17 protein-coding genes are annotated in these 24838 nt (G+C 53.1%); 14 read left to right on the top strand and 3 right to left on the bottom strand.

Annotation, left to right across the window (positions count from 1 at the left end; all coding sequences use genetic code 11):
* The first annotated feature begins 369 nt into the window (after nt 1-369).
* The 4 genes from gudP (at nt 370) to OGY18_RS12085 (ending at nt 5651) form a co-directional block, all read left to right on the top strand.
* Entirely contained in the window at nt 370-1722 is a 1353-nt protein-coding gene (gudP, locus tag OGY18_RS12100; RefSeq protein WP_166465432.1) for a galactarate/glucarate/glycerate transporter GudP, read from the top strand.
* Between the two features lie 2 nt (nt 1723-1724).
* Nucleotides 1725-3065: an enolase C-terminal domain-like protein gene (locus tag OGY18_RS12095; protein ID WP_286553140.1), complete on the top strand. Its 1341-nt coding sequence runs from the start codon at nt 1725-1727 to the stop codon at nt 3063-3065.
* A 20-nt stretch (nt 3066-3085) separates the two neighbouring features.
* The gene (gudD, locus tag OGY18_RS12090) at nt 3086-4426 is read left to right on the top strand and encodes a glucarate dehydratase (protein ID WP_003034111.1); all 1341 of its coding nucleotides are present in this window, start codon (nt 3086-3088) and stop codon (nt 4424-4426) included.
* An 82-nt stretch (nt 4427-4508) separates the two neighbouring features.
* Complete coding sequence (locus OGY18_RS12085) at nt 4509-5651, top strand: glycerate kinase (protein WP_286553138.1); 1143 nt, start codon at nt 4509-4511, stop codon at nt 5649-5651.
* 178 nt (nt 5652-5829) lie between these two features.
* On the opposite strand, the gene barA is transcribed toward OGY18_RS12085, so the two are convergent.
* On the bottom strand, nt 5830-8586 hold the full coding sequence (gene barA / locus OGY18_RS12080; RefSeq protein ID WP_286553136.1) for a two-component sensor histidine kinase BarA: 2757 nt from the start codon (nt 8584-8586) through the stop codon (nt 5830-5832).
* 57 nt (nt 8587-8643) lie between these two features.
* Between barA and rlmD the strand changes: the two genes are divergently transcribed.
* The 5 genes from rlmD (at nt 8644) to eno (ending at nt 16447) form a co-directional block, all read left to right on the top strand.
* Nucleotides 8644-9942: a 23S rRNA (uracil(1939)-C(5))-methyltransferase RlmD gene (rlmD, locus tag OGY18_RS12075; RefSeq protein WP_008785684.1), complete on the top strand. Its 1299-nt coding sequence runs from the start codon at nt 8644-8646 to the stop codon at nt 9940-9942.
* 100 nt (nt 9943-10042) lie between these two features.
* Nucleotides 10043-12277, top strand: a complete 2235-nt coding sequence (relA, locus tag OGY18_RS12070) for a GTP diphosphokinase (protein ID WP_286553134.1) — start codon at nt 10043-10045, stop codon at nt 12275-12277.
* 130 nt (nt 12278-12407) lie between these two features.
* Nucleotides 12408-13199: a nucleoside triphosphate pyrophosphohydrolase gene (gene mazG / locus OGY18_RS12065; RefSeq protein ID WP_003825693.1), complete on the top strand. Its 792-nt coding sequence runs from the start codon at nt 12408-12410 to the stop codon at nt 13197-13199.
* A 224-nt stretch (nt 13200-13423) separates the two neighbouring features.
* On the top strand, nt 13424-15061 hold the full coding sequence (pyrG, locus tag OGY18_RS12060) for a glutamine hydrolyzing CTP synthase (protein ID WP_003034127.1): 1638 nt from the start codon (nt 13424-13426) through the stop codon (nt 15059-15061).
* Between the two features lie 87 nt (nt 15062-15148).
* Nucleotides 15149-16447 carry a phosphopyruvate hydratase gene (eno, locus tag OGY18_RS12055; RefSeq protein WP_003034129.1) on the top strand — a complete coding sequence of 433 codons (1299 nt, stop codon included), beginning with the start codon at nt 15149-15151 and terminating at the stop codon, nt 16445-16447.
* Between the two features lie 55 nt (nt 16448-16502).
* Here the strand turns inward: eno and OGY18_RS12050 are convergent, their stop codons facing one another.
* Entirely contained in the window at nt 16503-17327 is an 825-nt protein-coding gene (locus OGY18_RS12050) for a MurR/RpiR family transcriptional regulator (protein WP_286553132.1), read from the bottom strand.
* A 165-nt stretch (nt 17328-17492) separates the two neighbouring features.
* Between OGY18_RS12050 and OGY18_RS12045 the strand changes: the two genes are divergently transcribed.
* The 3 genes from OGY18_RS12045 to queE all read left to right on the top strand — a co-directional run bounded on the left by OGY18_RS12045 (nt 17493) and on the right by queE (nt 20481).
* A complete protein-coding gene (locus tag OGY18_RS12045; protein ID WP_286553130.1) occupies nt 17493-19049 on the top strand; it encodes a maltose/glucose-specific PTS transporter subunit IIC in 1557 nt (518 codons plus the stop codon).
* Nucleotides 19049-19738 (top strand): N-acetylmannosamine-6-phosphate 2-epimerase, encoded by a 690-nt coding sequence (locus OGY18_RS12040; RefSeq protein ID WP_286553128.1) that lies wholly within the window; start codon nt 19049-19051, stop codon nt 19736-19738. The genes OGY18_RS12045 and OGY18_RS12040 overlap by 1 nt, the downstream gene beginning before the upstream one ends.
* A gap of 71 nt (nt 19739-19809) precedes the next feature.
* The gene (queE, locus tag OGY18_RS12035) at nt 19810-20481 is read left to right on the top strand and encodes a 7-carboxy-7-deazaguanine synthase QueE (RefSeq protein WP_003034139.1); all 672 of its coding nucleotides are present in this window, start codon (nt 19810-19812) and stop codon (nt 20479-20481) included.
* 91 nt (nt 20482-20572) lie between these two features.
* Here queE and queD read toward each other — a convergent pair whose 3' ends face one another.
* Entirely contained in the window at nt 20573-20935 is a 363-nt protein-coding gene (gene queD, locus OGY18_RS12030; RefSeq protein WP_286553124.1) for a 6-carboxytetrahydropterin synthase QueD, read from the bottom strand.
* Between the two features lie 305 nt (nt 20936-21240).
* On the opposite strand from queD, the gene cysJ reads away from it, so the two are divergent.
* Nucleotides 21241-23040, top strand: coding sequence for an NADPH-dependent assimilatory sulfite reductase flavoprotein subunit (cysJ, locus tag OGY18_RS12025; protein WP_148361526.1), 1800 nt, complete (start codon nt 21241-21243; stop codon nt 23038-23040).
* On the top strand, nt 23040-24752 hold the full coding sequence (gene cysI, locus OGY18_RS12020) for an assimilatory sulfite reductase (NADPH) hemoprotein subunit (RefSeq protein WP_149281298.1): 1713 nt from the start codon (nt 23040-23042) through the stop codon (nt 24750-24752). Before cysJ ends, cysI begins: the two co-directional genes overlap by 1 nt.
* Nucleotides 24753-24838 lie beyond the last annotated feature (86 nt).

Here is a 24838-nt window from a genome sequence, read left to right as displayed (position 1 = left end):
TCAGCTTCCCAAATTGTTAGTCATCATAAGTCGTTGCGCCTTAAACCCAGATGAGTACCGCTGGTTAGATGTTGCCACCACGCGGTAACAAAACGCCCACCAAACGCCAATTTCGTGAAGCATCTTCAATTCCCTTAGGCTTATGCCATAAACAACCTCATTCCCCCCTCGCAATGTTGTGTTTTTGCACGGTGAGGGTCAGTGGCACTCCTTCATATACTTTTCCCGTCAGTTCCCGGAATGGCAGCGAGTCAGAATAAAACGGCCCTGAGCTGTACCAACACTGCCACACACTAACCTCTCATTCTGATCACCCTACAGGTGCTGTACAGAATGAACTGGCGAAAGCCAGGATTCAGGAGTGCAACAATGAGTTCATTAAGTCAGGCGGCGAGCAGCGCGGAAAAACGCACTAACGCTCGCTACTGGATAGTGGTGATGCTGTTTATCGTCACATCCTTCAACTACGGCGATCGCGCCACCTTATCCATTGCCGGTTCGGAGATGGCCAAAGACATTGGTCTGGATGCGGTAGGGATGGGTTATGTATTCTCCGCTTTCTCATGGGCCTATGTTATCGGCCAGATCCCTGGCGGCTGGTTGCTCGACCGCTTTGGTTCAAAGCGCGTTTATTTCTGGTCCATCTTTATTTGGTCCATGTTTACCCTGCTGCAGGGTTTTGTCGATATCTTCAGTGGTTTCGGCATTATTGTTGCGCTGTTTACTCTGCGCTTCCTCGTCGGTTTAGCTGAAGCGCCCTCCTTCCCCGGCAACAGTCGTATTGTGGCGGCGTGGTTCCCGGCACAGGAAAGGGGCACGGCGGTCGCTATCTTTAACTCTGCGCAATACTTTGCCACCGTTATCTTCGCGCCAATCATGGGTTGGCTGACCCATGAAGTGGGCTGGTCGCATGTGTTCTTTTTTATGGGCGGCCTCGGGATCATTATCAGCTTCGTCTGGCTGAAGGTGATTCATGAACCGAACCAGCACCCGGGCGTAAACCAAAAAGAGCTGGAGTACATTGCCGAAGGTGGGGCGCTGATCAACATGGATCAGGCGGCAGCCAAAACTAAAGTGCCGTTTAGCGTGAAGTGGGGGCAAATCAAACAGCTGCTGGGTTCACGGATGATGATCGGGATTTACATCGGCCAATACTGCATTAACGCGCTGACCTACTTCTTTATCACCTGGTTCCCGGTTTATCTGGTGCAGGCTCGCGGTATGTCGATTTTGAAAGCTGGCTTTGTTGCTTCGGTTCCGGCCATTTGCGGATTCGCCGGCGGCGTGCTCGGCGGCATTATTTCCGACTGGTTGATGCGCCGTACCGGTTCGCTGAATATCGCCCGTAAAACGCCAATCGTACTCGGTATGCTGCTGTCGATGGTGATGGTGTTCTGTAACTACGTCAATGTGGAGTGGATGATCATCGGCTTTATGGCGCTGGCCTTCTTCGGCAAAGGTATCGGTGCGCTGGGCTGGGCGGTGATGGCTGATACTGCACCTAAAGAGATCAGCGGTCTGAGCGGCGGTTTGTTCAACATGTTTGGCAACATCTCTGGCATCGTCACGCCAATTGCTATCGGCTACATCGTAGGGACCACCGGCTCGTTTAACGGCGCGTTGATTTACGTCGGGGTACATGCGCTGATTGCGGTGGTGAGCTATCTGGTGCTGGTGGGCGATATTAAACGTATCGAACTGAAACCTGTCACAGGACAATGATGATGACAACACAATCGAGTCCCGTTATTACCGATATGAAGGTCATCCCGGTGGCCGGTCATGACAGCATGCTGCTCAATATTGGTGGGGCGCATAACGCATACTTTACTCGTAATATCGTGGCGCTCACCGATAACGCCGGAAATACCGGTGTCGGTGAAGCGCCAGGTGGCGAAGTGATTTATCAGACGCTGGTGGATGCGATTCCACAGGTGTTGGGCCAGGAAGTCGCGCGCCTTAATAAGGTGGTGCAGCAGGTGCATAAAGGCAACCAGGCCGCTGATTTTGACACTTTTGGCAAAGGCGCCTGGACCTTTGAACTGCGGGTCAATGCGGTAGCGGCGCTGGAAGCCGCATTGCTCGACCTGTTGGGTAAGGCGCTGAACGTGCCGGTTTGTGAACTGTTAGGGCCGGGCAAGCAGCGCGATGCGGTCACCGTACTCGGCTATCTGTTCTACGTGGGCGATCGCACAAAGACCGATTTACCGTATCTGGAAAGCACGCCGGGAAACCATGAGTGGTATCACCTGCGTCATCAGCAGGCGATGAACAGTGAGGCGGTGGTACGTCTGGCTCAGGCTTCGCAGGATCGCTACGGCTTTAAAGATTTCAAACTCAAGGGCGGTGTACTGCCTGGCGAACAGGAAATCGACACCGCTCGCGCGCTGAAAAAATGCTTCCCGGATGCACGTATTACGGTTGATCCCAACGGTGCCTGGCTGCTGGATGAAGCCATCTCCCTGTGTAAAGGGCTGAACGATGTTCTGACCTACGCCGAAGATCCATGTGGCGCTGAACAGGGTTTTTCTGGCCGCGAAGTGATGGCCGAGTTCCGCCGTGCAACCGGTCTGCCGGTAGCAACGAACATGATAGCCACCAACTGGCGTGAAATGGGCCATGCGGTGATGCTGAACTCAGTAGATATTCCGCTGGCCGATCCGCACTTCTGGACCCTTTCTGGCGCGGTACGCGTGGCACAGTTATGCGATGACTGGGGCCTGACCTGGGGCTGCCATTCTAACAATCATTTTGATATTTCCCTGGCAATGTTTACCCACGTCGGCGCTGCTGCACCGGGTAATCCAACGGCTATCGATACCCACTGGATCTGGCAGGAGGGCGATTGCCGCCTGACCAAAAATCCGCTGGAGATTAAAAACGGAAAAATTGCGGTACCCGATGCGCCCGGTCTGGGCGTGGAACTGGATTGGGATCAGGTACAGAAAGCGCATGAAGCCTATAAGGCGCTGCCCGGCGGCGCACGTAATGACGCAGGCCCAATGCAGTATCTGATCCCCGGATGGACTTTTGACCGTAAACGTCCCGTTTTCGGCCGCCACTAATTTTGAATAAGGACTTAATTATGAGCGCACAATTTTCTACCCCATTGGTTACCTCTATGCAGGTTATTCCGGTTGCGGGTCATGACAGCATGCTGATGAACCTGAGCGGCGCACATGCTCCGTTCTTCACGCGCAATATTGTGATTATTAAAGATAACTCCGGTCATACCGGTGTGGGTGAAATTCCCGGCGGCGAAAAAATCCGCAAAACGCTGGAGGATGCGATCCCGCTGGTGGTAGGTAAAACGTTAGGTGAATACAAAAACGTGCTGAATGCGGTACGTAATACTTTTGCCGATCGTGATGCGGGCGGCCGCGGTTTGCAGACCTTCGATTTACGTACCACTATTCATGTGGTTACTGGGATCGAAGCGGCGATGTTGGATCTGTTAGGTCAGCATCTGGGCGTAAACGTCGCCTCTTTACTGGGTGATGGCCAGCAGCGTAGCGAAGTTGAAATGTTGGGTTACCTGTTCTTCGTGGGTAACCGTAAGGCAACGCCGCTGCCGTACCAGAGTCAGCCGGATGAGAAATGCGACTGGTATCGTCTGCGTCATGAAGAAGCGATGACCCCGGATGCGGTAGTGCGCCTGGCGGAAGCCGCATATGAGAAGTATGGTTTTAATGATTTTAAACTGAAAGGCGGCGTGCTGGCCGGGGAAGAGGAAGCAGAATCTATCGTTGCGCTGGCGAAGCGCTTCCCGCAGGCTCGCGTCACGCTGGATCCGAACGGCGCGTGGTCGCTAAATGAAGCGATTAAGATCGGCAAATATCTGAAGGGTTCTCTGGCCTATGCGGAAGATCCGTGCGGTGCCGAGCAGGGCTTCTCAGGTCGTGAAGTGATGGCGGAATTCCGTCGCGCCACCGGTCTGCCGACCGCCACCAACATGATCGCCACCGACTGGCGTCAGATGGGGCATACGCTGTCGTTGCAGTCTGTTGATATCCCACTGGCGGACCCGCACTTCTGGACCATGCAGGGTTCTGTCCGTGTGGCGCAGATGTGCCATGAGTTCGGGCTGACCTGGGGATCGCACTCTAACAACCACTTTGATATTTCGCTGGCGATGTTTACGCATGTTGCGGCGGCGGCTCCGGGTAAAATAACCGCTATCGATACCCACTGGATCTGGCAGGAAGGCAATCAGCGCTTGACCAAAGAGCCGTTTGAAATCAAAGGCGGCATGGTGCAGGTTCCGGCAAAACCGGGTCTGGGCGTGGAGCTGGATATGGATCAGGTCATGAAAGCGCATGAACTGTACCAGCAACATGGACTGGGTGCGCGTGATGATGCGATGGGTATGCAGTATCTTATCCCGAACTGGACGTTTGATAATAAGCGTCCGTGCATGGTTCGCTAAGTGATCCAGGACCGCTCCTATAGAGTGAGCGGTTTTGCTCCTGGTGTATGCTTAACATAGTCAACATGCGTAAGGATGCTTTATGAAAATAGTAATCGCACCAGATTCCTATAAGGAAAGTTTGAGTGCGCTTGAGGTGGCAACGGCTATAGAGCAGGGGTTTCGTGAGATCTGGCCCGATGCGGATTACGTGAAGATTCCGGTTGCAGATGGCGGTGAAGGAACGGTCGAAGCGATGGTTGCCGCAACGCAAGGTCACCTTGTGCATGTTGATGTTACCGGCCCTTTGGGCAACACAATTCAGGCATTTTATGGTTTATCCGGTGATGAGCGCTCGGCGTTTATCGAAATGGCGGCCGCCAGCGGACTGGAACAGGTTCCTGCGGGATTACGCGATCCGCTGAAAACGACATCCTGGGGAACCGGGGAGTTAATCCGTCATGCGTTGGACGCAGGCGTTGAGCATATCATCATTGGAATTGGCGGAAGCGCCACCAATGATGGCGGTGCCGGGATGGTGCAAGCGCTGGGAGCAAAATTGCTGGATGCGCAAAATAACGATATTGCCCATGGCGGGGCTGGCCTCGAATCGCTCGCCCGAATTGATATTTCTCATTTAGACCAGCGACTTGCCGCGTGTCGTATTGAAGTAGCCTGCGATGTGACCAACCCGTTGACTGGAAAAGAGGGCGCTTCTGCGGTTTTTGGCCCGCAAAAAGGGGCGACGCCGGAGATGATTACCCGCCTGGATCGGGCACTCACGCACTATGCGCAACTCATTGTTCGCGATCTGGACGTCAACGTGCTGGATCTGGCCGGCGGTGGCGCTGCTGGTGGTATGGGGGCGGCACTCTATGCGTTTTGCGGCGCACAGCTACGCTGCGGTATTGAGATAGTGACCGATGCGTTACACCTCGACGCCTGCGTTGAGGATGCGGATTTGGTGGTGACGGGTGAAGGGCGAATCGACAGCCAGACTATTCACGGTAAGGTTCCGGTTGGCGTGGCGAAAGTCGCAAAGCGTTACAACAAACCGGTTATTGGCATTGCCGGTAGCCTGACGGCGGATGTCGGTGTGGTCCATGAGCATGGGCTGGATGCGGTTTTCAGCGTCATCTACTCCATTTGTACCCTGGATGAGGCGCTGAAGAACGCGAGCGACAACGTACGAATGACGGCGCGAAACGTAGCCGCAACGCTTAAAGCAGGGCAGCAATTACGCTGAGTTGTTAGCCGCATTCGGCGATGTGCCCGATGCGCGACGCTTATCGGGCCTACGGTAAACAGCGAAACCTGTAGGCCGGAGAAGGCGTTTACTGACCGATGCACGACGCTTATCGGCTCTACGGTAAACAGTGAAACCTGTAGGCCGGATAAGGCGTTTACGCCGCATCCGGCGAATATTACCCTAACAACTTCTTCGCTTCGCGTGCAACGTTGTCCATCTCATCCAGAAGCTCTAAAAACTCAGGTTCCAGCTCTTCTTCTTTGGTTCCACTGCGTAGCTGTTGTTCAATGAGCTGACACAGGTTTTTCATGCGGGGGACACCACTATAACCACAACTGCCGTGCAGCTTGTGAATCATATCCACTAGCCCTTCGGGGTTCTCTCCGACCAGTTGCTCTTCGATTTTGTTACGCACCTCAGGCAGAAAATCGATCAGCATTTGCAGCATATCCCGCGCCAAATCGTTCTTACCCGCGGCTTGCCTTAATGCCAGTTGCCAGTCGAGCGTCGTGTTCGGATTGACGACTGGCTCAAGAGGTTCTGCGGTGAGTGCCCGCAGCGATGTGCTTGTACCCGGTTTGTAACGTAACAGCAGATTATGTAGCTTATCTTCCTCGATAGGCTTCGCCAGGTAATCGTTCATCCCGGCGCTGAGCAGCTTCTCTTTCTGCCCGGCCATCGCGTGTGCGGTGACCGCAATGACAGGTGTCTGCTGTTGATGAGGAAGCTGGTGGATAAGTTCACAAGCGCGAATGCCGTCCATATCAGGCATCTGAATATCCATCAGGATCAGATCAAATTGCATTTGTCTGGCGCGATCCACCGCCTGATGCCCGCTGTCGCAGAGCACGACGTGCTGTACCTTATCTTCCAGCAATGCGCCAATCAGCTTGAGGTTCGCCGGGTTGTCGTCTACCGCCATGACGGTCATCGCGATTTTGCTCTCGTCTAACAGCAGCGGATCCGCGCTGTGGTTCAGCTGACAATACTCTGTCAGCGCAGGCAGTAAGCGGGTTGAGGTGAGAGGTTTCAACAGACACGCCGCCGCGCCGCCCTGTTTTAACTTCTCGGCGTTAATCTGCGCATGGCAAGGGAGGGCCAGTAACAAAAAGTCGGTCATCGCCGCAGCGCTTGCCAGCCGCTCATGCTGCATGGTGAGCGGTTCGCGTAAAGTGACCGGAATGCCGAGCAGCAGAATATCGTAGTGATCCTTCGGCAGCCCGGAGAATGAAGGGCTGTAAATCACCTCCAGCGGCGTTTCACTCAAGATATCTAACGTGCACTGTGCGGCAGTGGCGTTCGGTTCGACGTAGGCCAGTCGTTTACCGGCCAGGCAGAGCGTGGTTGAGCGGTCAACAAGAACGTTAGGGTTGAGATCGAGGCTGATATGGAACCAGAACGTGGAACCCCGGTTCGGCTGGCTGTGGAAGGAGATATCCCCGCCCATTTCGTTGACCAGTTTTTGCGTAATGACCAGGCCCAGCCCGGTACCGCCGTGGCGGCGGGAAATACTGGCATCCGCCTGGCGGAAGGCCTGGAACAGACGGGATTGATCGCGCTCAGGAATACCGATCCCGGTATCGCGGATTTGTACTTCAATTTGCACTTTCGTGTTACTAAGGGCTCGCTTCTCGACCAGGATGTCGATGTTGCCGCCTTCGGTAAATTTGATGGCATTGCCGACCAGATTGGTGATCACCTGCTGTAAACGCAACGGGTCACCGATGACGTTGTCCGGTACGTCATTCTTAATATTCAGCGTCAGCTCAAGCCCTTTATCATGGGATGAATGTGCTAACAGCGTAACGACGTCATCCAGCGTGCTGCGCAGTGGGAATGGAATGCTTTCCAGAATCAGCTTGCCCGCCTCAAGTTTGGAGAAGTCGAGTACATCATTGATGATGGCTAACAGATTGTTGGCCGAGCGTTCAATGGTATTCAGATGATCGCGCTGTGTGGTGTTGAGTTCGGTTTTTAGCGTCAGACGGGTGAAGCCAATCACGCCATTCAGCGGTGTTCGCAGCTCGTGGGACATGTTTGCCAGAAACTCAGACTTAATACGTGCCGCTTCCTGGGCGCGTTTCTTCGCCAGATCCAGCTCGACGTTCTGGATTTCCATCTGCTCCAGCGTTTCGCGCAGGTCAGAGGTGGCCTGATCGATGTTGTGCTGCATCTCTTCATGGTAAGCCGCGAGAGACATTGCCATCGAGTTGATGCCATTTTTAAGCATATCCAGCTCGCCCAGCATGAAACCTTCCACGCGGCTGTCGAGCTGTCCTCTACGTATTCGGTCAACGGTATTCACCATATTGCGAATCGGGCCGGTCACGTCGCGCATAAGACGCCAGCCGAAAATTAACGCGATACCAATACAAAACAGCATCATTACGCTGGAGATAAAGATCTCTTTGTACTGCTGCAATCGTACGGACTTAAGGTCCAGCTCAAGCGCCACATACCCCAGCATATTTTTGGTGTTTTTGGCGTCGCTTACGGCGGATTCATCCGGTGAATAGCTTTCCGATATAATAGGGGTTCGCAGGATCATGATATCCCCGTGCCGGGTGACGCTCAGCTTACGGGGAAACGGTGAACCGGTCGCCAACTGCATTTCAGACGGATCGAGATGAAAATTAGAGGTGACGAACAGTCGGTTATTTTCGTCATAAACAGAAATTGCCCGCACGATATCGGAATGGCGACGATGCAGCACGCTGATAAGCTGGCCGATGGATTCCCTGTTTTGCAGGTTCATGCCATATTCGCTGGAGACCGCGAGTGGTTCAATGATGCTGGCACCAGCATCTTCCAGTTGACGCTGCAAGTCGTTATAGCGATGCACAACAAAAAAGATACTGAGCAACAAACCTATCAGGACGGTCGGGGCCAGGATCAGAATCATCATGCGTGCGCGCAGGCTGTAGTTGGTCATGGAGTTCCGTTATGGGACAATTAGGGTCACACTGTTAAATAGAGAAATATCTCGTCGATGGCGCAATTCTACTCTGCAAAACGACGCGTGACGACGCGTCAGATCATAACCGTTACCGTCAATGACCTCGATCCTTTTGGTCAGGGCGTCGCTCGCCATAACGGAAAGGCGTTGTTTATACCGGAATTGCTACCCCAGGAAAGCGCCGAGGTGGTGATTACCGAAGATAAAAAACAGTTTGCCCGCGCGCAAGTAAAACGACGTTTAAACGACAGCCCACAGCGTGAAGTGCCACGTTGCCCGCATTTTGGCGTGTGCGGCGGTTGCCAGCAGCAGCATGCCAGCATCTCATTGCAGCAGCGTAGCAAAAGCGCGGCGTTGTCGCGTTTAATGAAATGTGAGGTGTCGGATGTTATAGCTGATGCCCCGTGGGGCTATCGTCGTCGCGCACGTTTGAGCCTGAACTATCGGCCAAAAGAACAAAAATTGCAGATGGGGTTTCGCAAATCCGGTTCCAGCGACATTATCGATGTCAAACAATGCCCTATTTTGGTGCCCCAGCTTGAGGCGTTATTGCCCCATCTCAGAGCGTGTCTGGAAAGTCTGCAAGGGTTACGCCATCTAGGCCATGTTGAGCTGGTACAGGCGGGAAGCGGAACCCTGATGATTTTGCGCCACACGGCGCCATTGAGTGCTGCGGATAAAGAAAAACTGGAATGCTTTTCGCATTCTCAGGGGCTGTCTTTGTTTCTGGCCCCGCAAAGCGAGATACTGGAATCAATATCAGAAGAATCGCCCTGGTATGATTCAAATGGACTACGGTTAACCTTCAGCCCGCGCGATTTTATTCAGGTCAATGAAGGGGTAAACCAACAAATGGTCGCCCGTGCGCTGGAATGGCTCGATGTACAACCTGAAGATCGTGTACTCGATTTGTTCTGTGGCATGGGCAATTTTACCCTACCGCTGGCAACTCGGGCAGCAAGCGTGGTTGGTGTGGAAGGGGTTCCTGCGTTGGTGGAAAAAGGCCGAGAAAACGCGCTGAATAACGGATTACACAATGTGACATTCTTTCATGAAAACCTTGAGGAAGATGTTACCCGACAGCCGTGGGCGAAAAACGGATTCGACAAAGTATTGCTCGATCCTGCGCGTGCGGGGGCTGCAGGTGTGATGCAACATATTATAAAATTAGAACCTATACGCGTTGTTTATGTATCCTGTAACCCAGCAACGCTGGCTCGTGACAGCGATGCTTTGCTCAACGCTGGATACGCCATACGGCGACTGGCGATGCTCGATATGTTTCCGCACACTGGACACCTGGAATCAATGGTCCTGTTTGAGCGTTTGTAATGAATTTTGTACCCATTGGATTTCGGGTTGTAATGCAGCATGAAAGACAATGGGTAGGGCTTGTCGACTTCGACAGGCCTGGCCCCTTAAGGAGAGGACAATGGTTGCGGTAAGAAGTGCACATATAAATAAAGCTGGTGAGTTTGATCCAAAGAAATGGATCGCGAGTCTGGGGATCTCCAGCCAGCAGTCGTGTGAACGCTTAGCCGAAACCTGGGCGTACTGCCTCCAGCAGACACAGGGGCATCCGGATGCGGATCTGCTGCTGTGGCGTGGCGTGGAGATGGTAGAAATTCTCTCTATGTTGAGCATGGATATCGACACGCTGCGTGCAGCAATGCTGTTCCCTCTGGCTGATGCCAACGTGGTCAGTGAAGACATCCTGCGCGAGAGCGTGGGCAAATCTATTGTTCATCTTATCCACGGTGTGCGTGATATGGCGGCGATACGCCAGCTTAAAGCCACGCATACCGATTCAGTTTCTTCCGAGCAGGTCGATAACGTCCGCCGCATGCTGCTGGCAATGGTAGATGACTTCCGCTGTGTGGTCATCAAGCTGGCAGAGCGGATTGCCCATCTGCGTGAAGTGAAAGACGCGCCGGAAGATGAACGCGTTCTGGCGGCAAAAGAGTGCACCAATATTTATGCGCCGCTGGCCAACCGTTTGGGAATCGGGCAATTAAAATGGGAGCTGGAAGATTATTGCTTCCGTTATCTGCACCCGGCTGAATACAAACGCATAGCCAAGCTGCTGCATGAACGACGTATCGACAGGGAACATTACATTGATGAGTTCGTCGGTCATTTGCGCTCAGAGATGAAAACGGAAGGCGTCAAAGCTGAAGTGTACGGACGTCCGAAGCATATCTACAGCATCTGGCGCAAAATGCAGAAAAAGCAGTTAGCCTTCGATGAACTGTTCGATGTACGCGCAGTGCGTATCGTGGCAGAGCGTTTACAGGACTGCTATGCCGCACTCGGGATAGTACATACTCACTATCGCCATCTGCCGGATGAGTTCGATGATTACGTTGCTAACCCGAAACCCAACGGCTATCAGTCAATCCATACGGTTGTGCTGGGGCCGGGCGGGAAAACCATTGAAATTCAGATCCGTACCAAACAGATGCACGAAGATGCCGAACTTGGCGTTGCGGCACACTGGAAGTACAAAGAGGGCACTGCTTCAGGCGCGGCGCGTTCTGGCCATGAAGATCGCATTGCGTGGCTGCGTAAGCTGATTGCCTGGCAGGAAGAGATGGCGGACTCCGGTGAAATGCTGGATGAAGTTCGTAGCCAGGTCTTTGATGACCGCGTGTACGTCTTTACGCCAAAAGGCGACGTTGTGGACCTACCAGCAGGCTCCACGCCGCTCGATTTTGCTTACCACATTCATAGCGATGTGGGGCATCGATGCATTGGCGCGAAAATTGGTGGGCGCATTGTACCGTTTACCTACCAGCTGCAGATGGGCGATCAAATTGAAATTATCACCCAGAAACAGCCAAACCCAAGCCGCGACTGGTTGAACCCTAACCTTGGCTACGTAACCACCAGTCGTGGGCGTTCGAAGATCCACGCCTGGTTCCGTAAACAGGACCGCGATAAGAACATCCTTGCAGGTCGCCAGATCCTCGACGATGAGCTGGCGCATTTAGGCATCAGCCTGAAAGAGGCGGAAAAACACCTGCTACCGCGCTACAGCTTCAATGAGCTGGACGAGTTGCTGGCGGCGATTGGTGGGGGAGACATCCGCCTCAACCAAATGGTGAACTTCCTGCAGGCGCAGTTTAATAAGCCAAGCGCTGCCGAACAGGATGCCGCCGCACTGAAACAGCTTCAGCAGAAAACGCAGGTACCGCAGAGTCGTCGTAAAGACGACGGTCGTGTGGTGGTGGAAGGGGTAGGTAACCTGATGCACCACATCGCCCGCTGCTGCCAGCCGATTCCAGGCGATGAGATTGTCGGGTTTATTACCCAGGGACGCGGTATTTCCGTGCACCGGGCGGATTGTGAACAGCTGGCTGAGCTGCGCTCCCATGCGCCGGAACGTATTGTTGATGCGGTCTGGGGCGAAAGCTACTCGGCAGGGTATTCGCTGGTGGTTCGCGTCCAGGCCAACGATCGCAGCGGCTTGTTACGTGATATCACCACGATCCTCGCCAACGAGAAGGTGAACGTGCTGGGAGTTGCCAGCCGAAGTGATACCAAACAACAGCTGGCCACCATCGATATGACCATCGAAATTTATAACCTGCAGGTGCTCGGGCGCGTGCTCGGCAAGCTGAACCAGGTACCGGATGTGATCGACGCACGTCGCTTGCACGGTAATTAATGATTTTGTAGGCCGGATAACCTTGTAGGCCTGATAAGACGCGTTAGCGTTGCCATCAGGCATTGCTATGTTGCTGGGTGTCGGTTGTCGCGTTATCCGGTCTACTATATTGAAATTTCAGGACATTCCAATGAATCAAATCGACCGACTGCTCGGTATTATGCAGCGCCTGCGCGACCCGGAAAACGGCTGTCCGTGGGACAAAGAGCAGACATTCTCCACTATTGCTCCTTACACTCTCGAAGAAACCTATGAAGTGCTGGACGCGATTGCGCGTGAAGACTTTGACGACCTGCGCGGAGAGCTGGGCGACCTGCTGTTCCAGGTGGTGTTTTACGCCCAGATGGCGCAGGAAGAAGGACGCTTCAACTTTGATGATATTTGTGCTGCGATAAGCGATAAGCTTGAACGCCGTCATCCACATGTTTTTGCTGATGTTTCTGCCAGTAACAGTACTGAGGTTTTGACCCGCTGGGAAAAAATCAAAAGTGAAGAACGTGCCCAGAAGGCACAGCATTCCGCACTCGACGATATTCCCCGCAGTTTACCGGCATTAATGCGCGCCCAAAAAATCCAGAAACGCTGCTCAAATGTTGGCTTCGACTGGAAAACATTAGGACCGGTTGTCGACAAGGTTTACGAAGAGATCGACGAAGTCATGTTTGAGGCTAAGCAGGCTGTTGTCGACCAGGCTAAACTGGAGGAGGAAATGGGCGATCTGCTGTTTGCTACGGTCAATATGGCCCGGCATTTAGGCACTAAAGCAGAGACCGCATTGCAGAAAGCGAACGAGAAGTTTGAGCGGCGTTTTCGTGAAGTTGAGCGAATTGTGGCTTCGCGCGGTCTGGAAATGACTGGTGTTGATCTGGAAACTATGGAAGAAGTCTGGCAACAGGTAAAACGGCAGGAAATTGATCTCTAAGGGATTTCGTCGGTCAAGGGCGATTTGTGTGATTTTTTAAATAACAAGCGCTTGATTTACGTCAAAAACATTTACCCCAAAGGGGCTATTTTCTCACTCCCGATGTTAATGTGAGCCTGGTGAAGAGGAGGAATAATGAAAGTTTGTGGCGCTCGTCATGTTCGGGTATACTACTTTCCCGTCTTGGTAATTCCATCGTTTCACCCTAACTTCTCAGGTCCAGCATGACAACGAACTATATTTTTGTGACCGGCGGGGTCGTATCCTCTCTGGGAAAAGGCATTGCCGCAGCCTCCCTGGCAGCTATTCTTGAAGCCCGTGGCCTCAATGTAACCATGATGAAACTGGATCCGTACATCAACGTCGATCCAGGTACTATGAGCCCAATCCAACACGGGGAAGTGTTCGTTACCGAAGACGGCGCTGAAACCGACCTGGACCTGGGTCACTATGAGCGTTTCATTCGTACCAAAATGAGCCGCCGTAACAACTTCACCACCGGTCGTATCTACTCCGACGTTCTGCGTAAAGAACGCCGTGGCGACTACCTGGGCGCAACAGTTCAGGTTATCCCGCACATCACGAATGCCATTAAAGAGCGCGTTCTGGAAGGCGGTGAAGGTCATGATGTTGTTCTGGTCGAAATCGGCGGAACCGTTGGGGATATCGAATCTCTGCCGTTCCTTGAAGCGATTCGCCAGATGGCCGTAGAAATTGGCCGTGAGCACACGCTGTTTATGCATCTGACGCTGGTTCCGTACATGGCGGCGGCAGGTGAAGTCAAAACTAAACCGACTCAGCACTCTGTAAAAGAGCTGCTTTCTATCGGTATTCAGCCAGATATCCTGATTTGCCGCTCCGATCGCGCAGTTCCGGCTAATGAACGTGCAAAAATTGCATTGTTCTGTAACGTTCCGGAAAAAGCGGTGATTTCTCTGAAAGATGTCGATTCCATCTATAAAATCCCGGGCCTGTTGAAATCTCAGGGCCTTGACGATTATATTTGTAAACGATTCAGCTTGAACTGTCCGGAAGCTAATCTGTCAGAATGGGAACAGGTTATCTACGAAGAAGCGAATCCGGCAGGCGAAGTGACTATCGGTATGGTCGGCAAGTACATTGAACTGCCGGATGCCTATAAGTCAGTTATCGAAGCGCTGAAGCACGGTGGTCTGAAGAATCGTGTCACCGTCAACATCAAGCTGATCGATTCGCAAGATGTCGAAACGCGTGGCGTTGAGATCCTGAAAGGTCTTGATGCAATCCTGATCCCTGGCGGCTTCGGCTACCGCGGTGTTGAAGGTAAAATCGCGACGGCGCGTTTTGCGCGTGAGAACAATATTCCTTATCTGGGCATTTGCCTGGGTATGCAGGTTGCGTTGATTGAGTTTGCACGTAACGTAGTGGGTATGGACAACGCCAACTCCACGGAATTTGTGCCAGACTGTAAGTACCCGGTGGTGGCCCTGATTACCGAATGGCGCGATGAAGACGGCAACGTCGAAGTCCGTACAGAGAAGAGCGATCTGGGCGGCACAATGCGCCTTGGCGCGCAGCAGTGTCAGTTGAGCGACGATAGCCTGGTTCGTCAACTGTACGGCGCGCCGACAATTGTTGAACGCCATCGCCACCGTTATGAAGTCAACAATATGCTGTTGAAACAGATTGAAGCTGCGGGTCTGCGTATTGCAGGCCGTTCCGGTGATGATCAGTTGGTCGAGATCATTGAGGTACCGAATCATCCGTGGTTCGTGGCCTGTCAGTTCCACCCGGAATTTACTTCCACGCCACGTGATGGGCACCCGCTGTTTGCCGGCTTTGTGAAAGCCGCCAGTGAACATCAGAAGCGTCAGGCGAAGTAAGAAGTAAATAAGTTAGAACGGCAATGCACCCATTAGGGTGCATTGTTTGTCTGGAGTTTTAGTTTAACTTGTACTGAGGAAAATCTAATGTCCAAAATCGTTAAAATCATCGGTCGTGAAATCATCGACTCCCGTGGTAACCCGACTGTTGAAGCCGAAGTACACCTGGAAGGTGGTTTCGTTGGTATGGCAGCAGCTCCGTCAGGTGCTTCTACTGGTTCCCGCGAAGCACTGGAACTGCGCGATGGCGACAAATCTCGTTTCATGGGTAAAGGCGTACTGAAAGCTGTTGCAGCTGTTAACGGCCCAATTGCTCAGGCTCTGCTGGGTAAAGATGCTAAAGATCAGGCTGGCATCGACAAGATCATGATCGATCTGGACGGTACTGAAAACAAATCCAACTTCGGTGCAAACGCCATCCTGGCTGTGTCCCTGGCGAACGCCAAAGCAGCAGCAGCTGCAAAAGGCCTGCCGCTGTATGCACACATCGCTGAACTGAACGGTACTCCGGGTAAATACTCCATGCCGGTTCCGATGATGAACATCATCAACGGTGGTGAGCACGCTGACAACAACGTCGACATCCAGGAATTCATGATTCAGCCGGTTGGCGCTAAGACTCTGAAAGAAGCCGTTCGTATGGGTTCTGAAGTGTTCCACAACCTGGCTAAAGTTCTGAAAGCTAAAGGTATGAACACTGCAGTTGGTGACGAAGGTGGCTACGCGCCGAACCTGGGTTCCAACGCTGAAGCTCTGGCTGTAATCGCTGAAGCGGTTAAAGCAGCTGGCTACGAGCTGGGCAAAGACATCACCCTGGCGATGGACTGTGCAGCTTCTGAATTCTACAAAGACGGTAAATACGTTCTGGCTGGCGAAGGCAACAAAGCATTCACCTCCGAAGAATTCACTCACTTCCTGGAAGAACTGACCAAACAGTACCCGATCGTGTCCATCGAAGATGGTCTGGACGAGTCTGACTGGGACGGTTTCGCATACCAGACTAAAGTACTGGGCGACAAAATCCAGCTGGTTGGTGACGATCTGTTCGTAACTAACACCAAGATCCTGAAAGAAGGCATCGAAAAAGGCATCGTTAACTCCATCCTGATCAAATTCAACCAGATCGGTTCTCTGACCGAAACTCTGGCTGCGATCAAAATGGCGAAAGACGCTGGCTACACCGCTGTCATCTCTCACCGTTCTGGCGAAACTGAAGACGCTACCATCGCTGACCTGGCTGTTGGTACCGCTGCAGGCCAGATCAAAACTGGTTCTATGAGCCGTTCTGACCGCGTTGCTAAGTACAACCAGCTGATTCGTATCGAAGAAGCTCTGGGTGAACAAGCACCGTACAACGGTCGTAAAGAGATCAAAGGTCAGGCGTAATCCTGTTCTTTAACTCTTAACGTAAAAACCCGCTGCGGCGGGTTTTTTTATGCCCTTAAAGCAGTAGAGGAAGGGTTGCGCTGGCGGTTTTCTGGCTCACATCACTGTACTTTTCATCCAGAGCAATCAGCGACGTAGTCAGTAGTTCTACCAACAGCATCACTCCCACCTTGGCGTTTAGCGCGCCAGCACTCAACGGACCTTCTGGTTTGGCTGCGACCAGTTGAATATCGCTCAGCGAAGCCAACGGGCTGCGCGGCGTATTACTTAACGCCAGTACGCGCACGCCTTGCTTACGCGCCAGTTTAACGACATGCAGTAGATCGCGCGTCGAACCTGAACTGGAAATCGCTACCACCAGCGTGTCTTTGTTAAGCGTTGTGGCGTTCATGGCTGCACGATGCATGTCACTGAACAATTGTGCAGGTTTGCCGAGGCGCAGGAGTTTGTAATGTAAATACTCCCCCAGAATAGCGCTGGCCGCTACGCCATAAATCTGTACCGACTGGGCCTGATGCAGTGCCAAAGCGGCGGATTCCAGTAATGTCCTGTCGAGTAATTTTGCTGTGTCCTGCAACGCTTGTACGGATTCATTGACCACATTGTCAATTTCATCCCCGCTGTGCTCTACCGGCTGTCCTTGCTGGAGATCGAGTGCCAGCGCCATTTTGAATTCGTTATAACCCTTACACCCAAGTGCGCGGCACAGACGTGTGACGCTCGCCTCGCTGGTGTCGCTTTCACGCGCCAGTTCGGTAATCGTCAGGTAGACAACTTTTGCCGGATCGCTGAGCACAAACTCTCCCAGCTTCTGCTGTGTTCGGCTATATCCGTCAACGCCCTGGCGCAATCTCAGCAGCAGGTTTTCATTTTCTGACATGCAAAATCCTTAATGCGTTTCTCTGTTGATAGTGTGGCGGAAAGCAGGGGAGAGATGCCAGTCATTTTAAAAAAGTATGATCGGCTTCCTGGATTTTGATGATAATTTTCATTATCTATATTAAATGTGATAATAATTTTCATCATTAATCGGAGAGATGAAAAAATGATGCAAATGTTTAGCGGCGCTTCATCGGGCGCATGGTTCGAAAAGGCACAGCGGTTCGGCAAATCGTTCATGCTGCCGATTGCGGTACTGCCTGCTGCGGGGCTGTTGTTAGGGATTGGCGGCGCGCTGTCGAATCCAAACACATTGACTGCTTATCCATTTTTGGACGTTGACTGGTTACAGGCAATTTTCACGATCATGACCAGCGCAGGTTCTATTGTGTTTGCCAACCTGTCGGTGCTTTTTGCGGTAGGTGTCGCAGTAGGACTGGCGAAAACGGATAAAGGTACCGCCGGGCTTGCGGCATTGCTGGCATTTCTGGTGATGAACGCCACCATCAACGCTTTATTGACGCTCAACGGAACGCTGGCGCACGAGAATCCCGGTGCCGTAGGCCAGGGGATGACGCTGGGTATTCAGACACTGGAAACGGGTGTGTTCGGTGGGGTGGTGATTGGGCTTGTCACCTGCGCGCTGCATAGCCGTTTCAATAAAGTCTCATTACCTCAGTTCCTTGGTTTCTTCAGCGGTTCGCGCTTTGTACCGATTATTAGCTCCCTTGCCGCGATTGTCGTGGGTGCGGTCATGACGGTGGTTTGGCCGCATTTCCAGAAACTCATTTTTGGACTGGGTGGTCTGGTGGATGCGACAGGCTATCTGGGGACGCTGTTGTATGGCTTCATCCTGCGTATGCTTGGCCCACTGGGTTTACACCATATCTTTTATTTGCCGTTCTGGACGACAGCGCTTGGCGGAAGTGAAATCGTCAACGGCCAGTTAGTTGAAGGTACTCAGCGTATTTTCTTCGCGCAACTTGCCGATCCGAATACGCAGCAGTTCTATGCGGGCACCTCGCGCTTTATGTCCGGGCGCTTCATCACCATGATGTTTGGCCTGCTTGGCGCATGTCTGGCGATGTACCACACCGCCAGGCCTGAGAACAGAAAACTTGTCGCTGGTCTGCTGTTGTCAGCGGCCCTGACCTCTTTCCTGACAGGTATCACTGAGCCTATCGAGTTCTCCTTCCTGTTTGTCGCACCCGTGTTATACGTCATTCACGCCTTCTTCGATGGTCTGGCGTTTATGATGGCGCATATTTTACATATCACCATCGGGCAAACCTTTTCGGGTGGGCTTATCGATTTCCTCCTTTTCGGCGTGCTACAGGGGGAAGCTAAAACCAACTGGATGTACGTCCCCATGGTGGGGATCCCGTGGTTCTTCCTTTACTACTTCACCTTCCGCTATTTGATTAACCGCTTTAACTGGTTGACACCAGGTCGTGAAAACGCAGCGCCGACTGAATCCGGCCTGCCGCAGAGTGAGCGAGCTGCGGCAGTGATCGCCGGGCTGGGAGGCAAAGAGAATCTGGAAGAGGTGGATTGTTGCGCCACACGCCTGCGCGTGACGGTGAAAGAGAGCAGCAAGGTCGATGAAGCGGCGCTGAAAGCGACCGGAGCCCGTGGCGTAATTATTCGCGGCAACGGGGTTCAGGTGATTTATGGCCCGCATGTCACCATCATTAAAAACGAAGTCGAAGAGAGCTTATCGTAATGAAAACTGTACTGGATTCCCTGAAAGGTAAATTAATTGTCTCCTGTCAGGCGCTGGAAAATGAGCCCCTGCACAGCCCATTTATTATGTCACGTATGGCGCTGGCGGCAGCGCAGGGTGGTGCGGTAGGTATTCGTGCGAACAGCGTGGTGGACATTCGCGCGATCAAAGAGAGCGTCTCCCTGCCGGTGATTGGGATTATCAAGCGTGATTATCCGGGTAGCGATGTGTTTATCACGGCCACTTTACAGGAAGTCGATGAACTGATGACCGTTGAGCCGGAAATTATTGCTCTGGATGCGACAGCGCGCCCGCGCCCCGGTGGGCAATCGCTGGAAGAACTGGTCACGCAAATCCGCGCTCGCTATCCGTCCGTACTGCTGATGGCGGATATTGCCACCGTAGACGAAGCGGCGACCGCCGAGCGCCTGGGTTTTGACTGTGTGGGCACCACGCTCTACGGTTATACCGCTGACACTGCCGGGCATGTGCTGGCGGAAAACGACTGCGGTTTTTTACGTGATGTGTTGGCTGCGGTCAGCGTCCCGGTTGTGGCGGAAGGGAACGTTGATACCCCTGAACGTGCTGCACGATGCCTGGCATTAGGCGCTCATACCGTGGTGGTTGGTGGAGCTATCACGCGCCCGCAGCAGATAACGGTACGCTTTGTCGCGGCGATCGCCTCGTAAAGCATCGATGGGGCATGATACTTTGGCGGGGATCTGCGATAATTATCGTTTATCCCCATATTGAGAGCGCTATGCAGTACCCGATTAACGAGATGTTCCAGACCCTGCAAGGTGAGGGTTACTTTACCGGCGTCCCCGCCATTTTTATTCGTTTACAGGGATGCCCGGTTGGCTGTGCCTGGTGCGATACCAAACACACCTGGGATAAGCTTGAGGATCGGGAAGTCTCCCTGTACAGCATCCTGGCCAAGACCAAAGAAAGCGATAAATGGGGCGCTGCGAGCAGCGAAGATCTGCTGGCGGTCATTTCGCGTCAGGGCTATACCGCCCGTCACGTGGTGATCACTGGTGGTGAGCCCTGCATTCATGACCTGATGCCGCTGACTGACCTGCTGGAAAAGAACGGCTTTAGCTGCCAGATTGAGACCAGCGGCACGCACGAAGTACGCTGTACGCCGAATACCTGGGTGACCGTATCGCCGAAGGTGAATATGCGCGGTGGCTATGATGTGCTGTCACAGGCACTGGAGCGCGCGAATGAAATCAAGCATCCGGTTGGCCGTGTCCGCGATATTGAAGCGCTGGATGAACTGCTGGCGACGTTGAGTGACGATAAACCGCGAATCATCGCCTTACAGCCAATCAGCCAGAAAGAGGATGCGACGCGTTTGTGCATTGATACCTGTATTGCGCGAAACTGGCGTCTGTCGATGCAAACCCATAAGTATCTGAATATTGCCTGATAACTGTGCCGGGGGCGTTTCGCTTACCCGGCCATAGTTTATTGCTCAATGCAGGCCGGAGAAGATGCGTTGCCATCCGGCAAGCCTACAATCACTCGCCGCGATAAACGCAGCCCGCTGTGCAGGTCTCTTTCACCATTACAGCACTCAGCAGAGGGATCACAGGTTTAACCTGATCCCAAATCCATTTGGCCAGCACTTCGCTGGTTGGATTTTCTAAGCCAGGAATATCGTTCAAATAGTAGTGATCGAGTCTGTCGTAAGTCGGCTTAAACGCGGCTTTTAACTCAGCAAAATCCATGATCCAACCGGTATGCGGATCGACTTCACCGGTAATTTCAAGACGCACCATAAATGAGTGACCATGCAGGCGGCCACACTTATGCCCTTCCGGTACATGCGGCAGGTGGTGAGCGGCTTCGAAGGTGAAATCTTTAAACAAGGTGGTGGACATTATTTACTCTCAAGAATGCGAAAAACCGCGGTAGGGTACCGTAAAGAGGAAATTTTATCATTATTTAAAAGGGTGCTGAGTATCAGAACGATTCATTCATGACGTTAATATTTGGTAATTTTTTATATATCAAATGCTTATATAATCTGTTTTGCAGTTAATAACTATAACTAAAACAGGTTAGTCCATTTGGTTATTTGTTATTTCCATCCCTTCTTTAGTTGTTACTATCCCCGCCGTTAACCTTATCTTCAGTTTGGGTTTTATTGCTGAAATCCGCTTTGCTTACTGGAACATGACAACGCATGACGACACAGGCCCCACCTTCTGCTTTGCTACCGCTAAACCCGGAGCAACTGGCACGCCTTCAGGCGGCCACGACCGATTTCACTCCCGCACAGCTTGCGTGGGTTTCTGGCTATTTTTGGGGCGTGCTGAATCAGCAGCCTGGCAGCAACGCGGTGGCGCCTGCGCCTGTCGCTGAAATGCCAGGCATTACGCTTATCTCCGCCTCGCAAACCGGTAATGCGCGCCGTGTGGCGGAAGCCCTGCGCGATGATCTGATCGCCGCGAAGCTCAACGTCACTCTCATCAACGCTGGCGACTATAAATTCAAACAAATCGCCAATGAAAAACTGCTGATCGTGGTGGCATCAACGCAAGGGGAAGGTGAGCCGGCGGAAGAAGCCGTGGCGTTGCATAAATTCCTGTTCTCGAAAAAAGCGCCAAAGCTTGATAACACTGCTTTTGCCGTGTTTGGTCTTGGCGACACCTCTTATGAGTTTTTCTGCCAGGCAGGAAAAGACTTCGATACCAAATTGGCTGAGCTGGGCGGTGAACGTCTGCTCGATCGTGTAGATGCCGATGTCGAATACCAGGCAGCGGCTGCGCAGTGGCGTGCCCGTTTGGTTGATGTCCTGAAAGCGCGTGCGCCTGCGGCACCGTCTGTGCAAGTTGCCGCGAGCGGTGCAGTAAATGAAGTACACACCAGCCCATACACCAAAGAAGCGCCGCTGACGGCGTCGCTTGCGGTGAATCAGAAAATTACCGGCCGCGACTCTGAAAAAGACGTGCGCCATATTGAAATTGATTTAGGCGATTCCGGCCTGCGTTATCAGCCGGGCGATGCGCTGGGCGTCTGGTATCAGAATGACCCGGCTCTGGTTAAAGAACTGGTTGAACTGCTGTGGCTGAAAGGTGATGAGCCGGTCACGGTTGAAGGAAAAACCCTGTCGCTCGCTGAAGCGTTGCAGTGGCATTTCGAGCTGACGGTTAACACCGGCAATATCGTGGAAAACTATGCCACCTTAACCCGCAGCGAAACTTTGCTGCCGTTAGTGGGTGACAAAGCACAGTTGCAGCATTACGCCGCAACCACGCCCATCGTCGATATGGTGCGCTTCTCTCCGGCGCAACTGGATGCTCAGGCGTTAGTTGATCTTCTGCGTCCGCTGACGCCGCGTTTGTACTCCATTGCTTCTTCCCAGGCGGAAGTGGAAAGCGAAGTGCATGTCACCGTGGGCGTGGTGCGTTATGAGATAGAAGGTCGCGCCCGTGCTGGTGGTGCTTCCAGTTTCCTCGCCGACCGCGTGGAAGAAGAAGGTGAAGTTCGCGTGTTCATTGAACACAACGACAACTTCCGTCTGCCAGCGAACCCGCAGACGCCGGTAATTATGATTGGACCGGGTACGGGGATTGCGCCGTTCCGTGCATTCATGCAGCAACGTGCGGCTGACGGAGCCGAAGGCAAAAACTGGCTGTTTTTTGGTAACCCACACTTTACCGAAGATTTCCTGTATCAGGTGGAATGGCAGCGTTACGTCAAAGAGGGCGTACTGAGCCGTATCGATCTCGCCTGGTCCCGCGATCAAAAAGAAAAAGTCTACGTACAAGATAAACTGCGCCAACAGGGCGCGGAACTGTGGCGCTGGATTAACGACGGTGCGCACATTTATGTCTGCGGTGACGCCAATCGCATGGCGAAAGACGTTGAGCAGGCGTTGTTGGAAGTGATTGCCGAATTCGGTGGTATGGATATCGAAGCGGCGGATGAATTTTTAAGTGAGCTGCGCATTGAGCGCCGTTATCAGCGAGATGTCTACTAATGAGCGAAAAACATCCAGGACCATTGGTGGTCGAAGGCAAACTGTCCGACGCTGAGCGTATGAAGCTGGAAAGCAACTATCTGCGCGGTACCATTGCCGAAGATTTAAACGACGGCCTGACCGGCGGGTTTAAAGGCGACAACTTCCTGCTGATCCGTTTTCACGGTATGTACCAGCAGGATGACCGCGATATCCGCGCCGAACGTGCCGAGCAAAAGCTGGAGCCGCGTCACGCGATGCTGCTGCGCTGTCGTCTGCCGGGTGGGGTGATCACCACCAAGCAGTGGCAGGCGATCGACAAGTTCGCCCATGACAACACTATTTACGGCAGCATTCGTCTGACCAACCGTCAGACCTTCCAGTTTCACGGCATTCTGAAGAAGAATGTTAAGCCAGTACACCAGATGCTGCACTCCGTCGGCCTGGACGCGCTGGCGACCGCCAACGATATGAACCGTAACGTGCTGTGCACCTCCAACCCGTATGAATCTGAGCTGCACGCGGAAGCCTACGAGTGGGCGAAAAAGATCTCCGAACATCTGCTGCCGCGAACCCGCGCCTATGCAGAGATCTGGCTGGATCAGGAAAAAGTCGCGACCACCGACGAAGAGCCGATCCTCGGTCAAACCTATCTGCCGCGTAAGTTTAAAACCACGGTCGTGATCCCACCGCAGAACGACATCGATCTGCACGCCAACGACATGAACTTCGTGGCGATTGCGGAAAACGGCAAGCTGGTGGGCTTTAATCTGCTGGTGGGCGGTGGTTTGTCGATTGAGCACGGCAATAAGAAAACCTATGCCCGTACGGCAAGCGAGTTTGGTTATCTGCCGCTTGAGCATACGCTGGCCGTGGCTGAGGCGGTGGTGACCACGCAGCGTGACTGGGGTAACCGTACCGATCGTAAAAACGCGAAAACCAAATACACGCTGGAACGCGTAGGCGTTGAGACCTTTAAAGCTGAAGTTGAGCGCCGCGCGGGGATCAAATTTGAGCCGATCCGCCCGTACGAGTTTACCGGTCGCGGCGATCGTATCGGCTGGGTGAAAGGGATCGACAATAAATGGCACCTGACGTTGTTTATTGAAAACGGCCGTATCCTCGATTATCCGGGCCGACCACTGAAAACCGGTCTGCTTGAGATCGCGAAGATCCACAAAGGTGAGTTCCGCATTACCGCGAACCAGAACCTGATCATTGCTGGCGTGCCTGAAAGCCAAAAAGCGAAGATCGAGAAGCTGGCGCGCGATCACGGTCTGATGAATGCGGTGAAGCCGCAGCGCGAAAACTCCATGGCCTGCGTGTCGTTCCCGACCTGTCCGCTGGCGATGGCGGAAGCCGAACGTTTCCTGCCGTCATTCACTGACAAAGTGGAATCGATTCTGGAAAAACACGGCATTCCTGAAGAGCACATCGTGATGCGCGTGACCGGCTGCCCGAACGGCTGTGGCCGTGCGATGCTGGCCGAGCTGGGGCTGGTGGGGAAAGCGCCGGGCCGCTACAACGTGCATCTGGGCGGTAACCGTATGGGAACGCGCATTCCGCGTATGTATCGCGAGAATATTACGGAAACGGAAATTCTGGCATCCGTCGACGAACTGGTTGGGCGCTGGGCGAAAGAGCGCGAAGCGGGTGAAGGCTTCGGCGACTTTACGGTGCGTGCGGGCATCATTCGCCCGGTGCTCGATCCAGCGCGTGATTTCTGGGAATAACCTGAATTGCCGGATGGCGGCATAAATGCCTTATCCGGCCTACAGCCTGCGTAGGCCTGATAAGCGAAGCGCCATCAGGCAAGGCA

The sequence above is a fragment of the Citrobacter sp. Cpo142 genome, from assembly GCF_030332425.1.
GTDB classification, from domain to species: domain Bacteria; phylum Pseudomonadota; class Gammaproteobacteria; order Enterobacterales; family Enterobacteriaceae; genus Citrobacter; species Citrobacter portucalensis.
The sequence above is the reverse complement of the archived record's forward strand: the minus strand, read 5'-3'. Positions and strand labels throughout refer to the sequence as shown.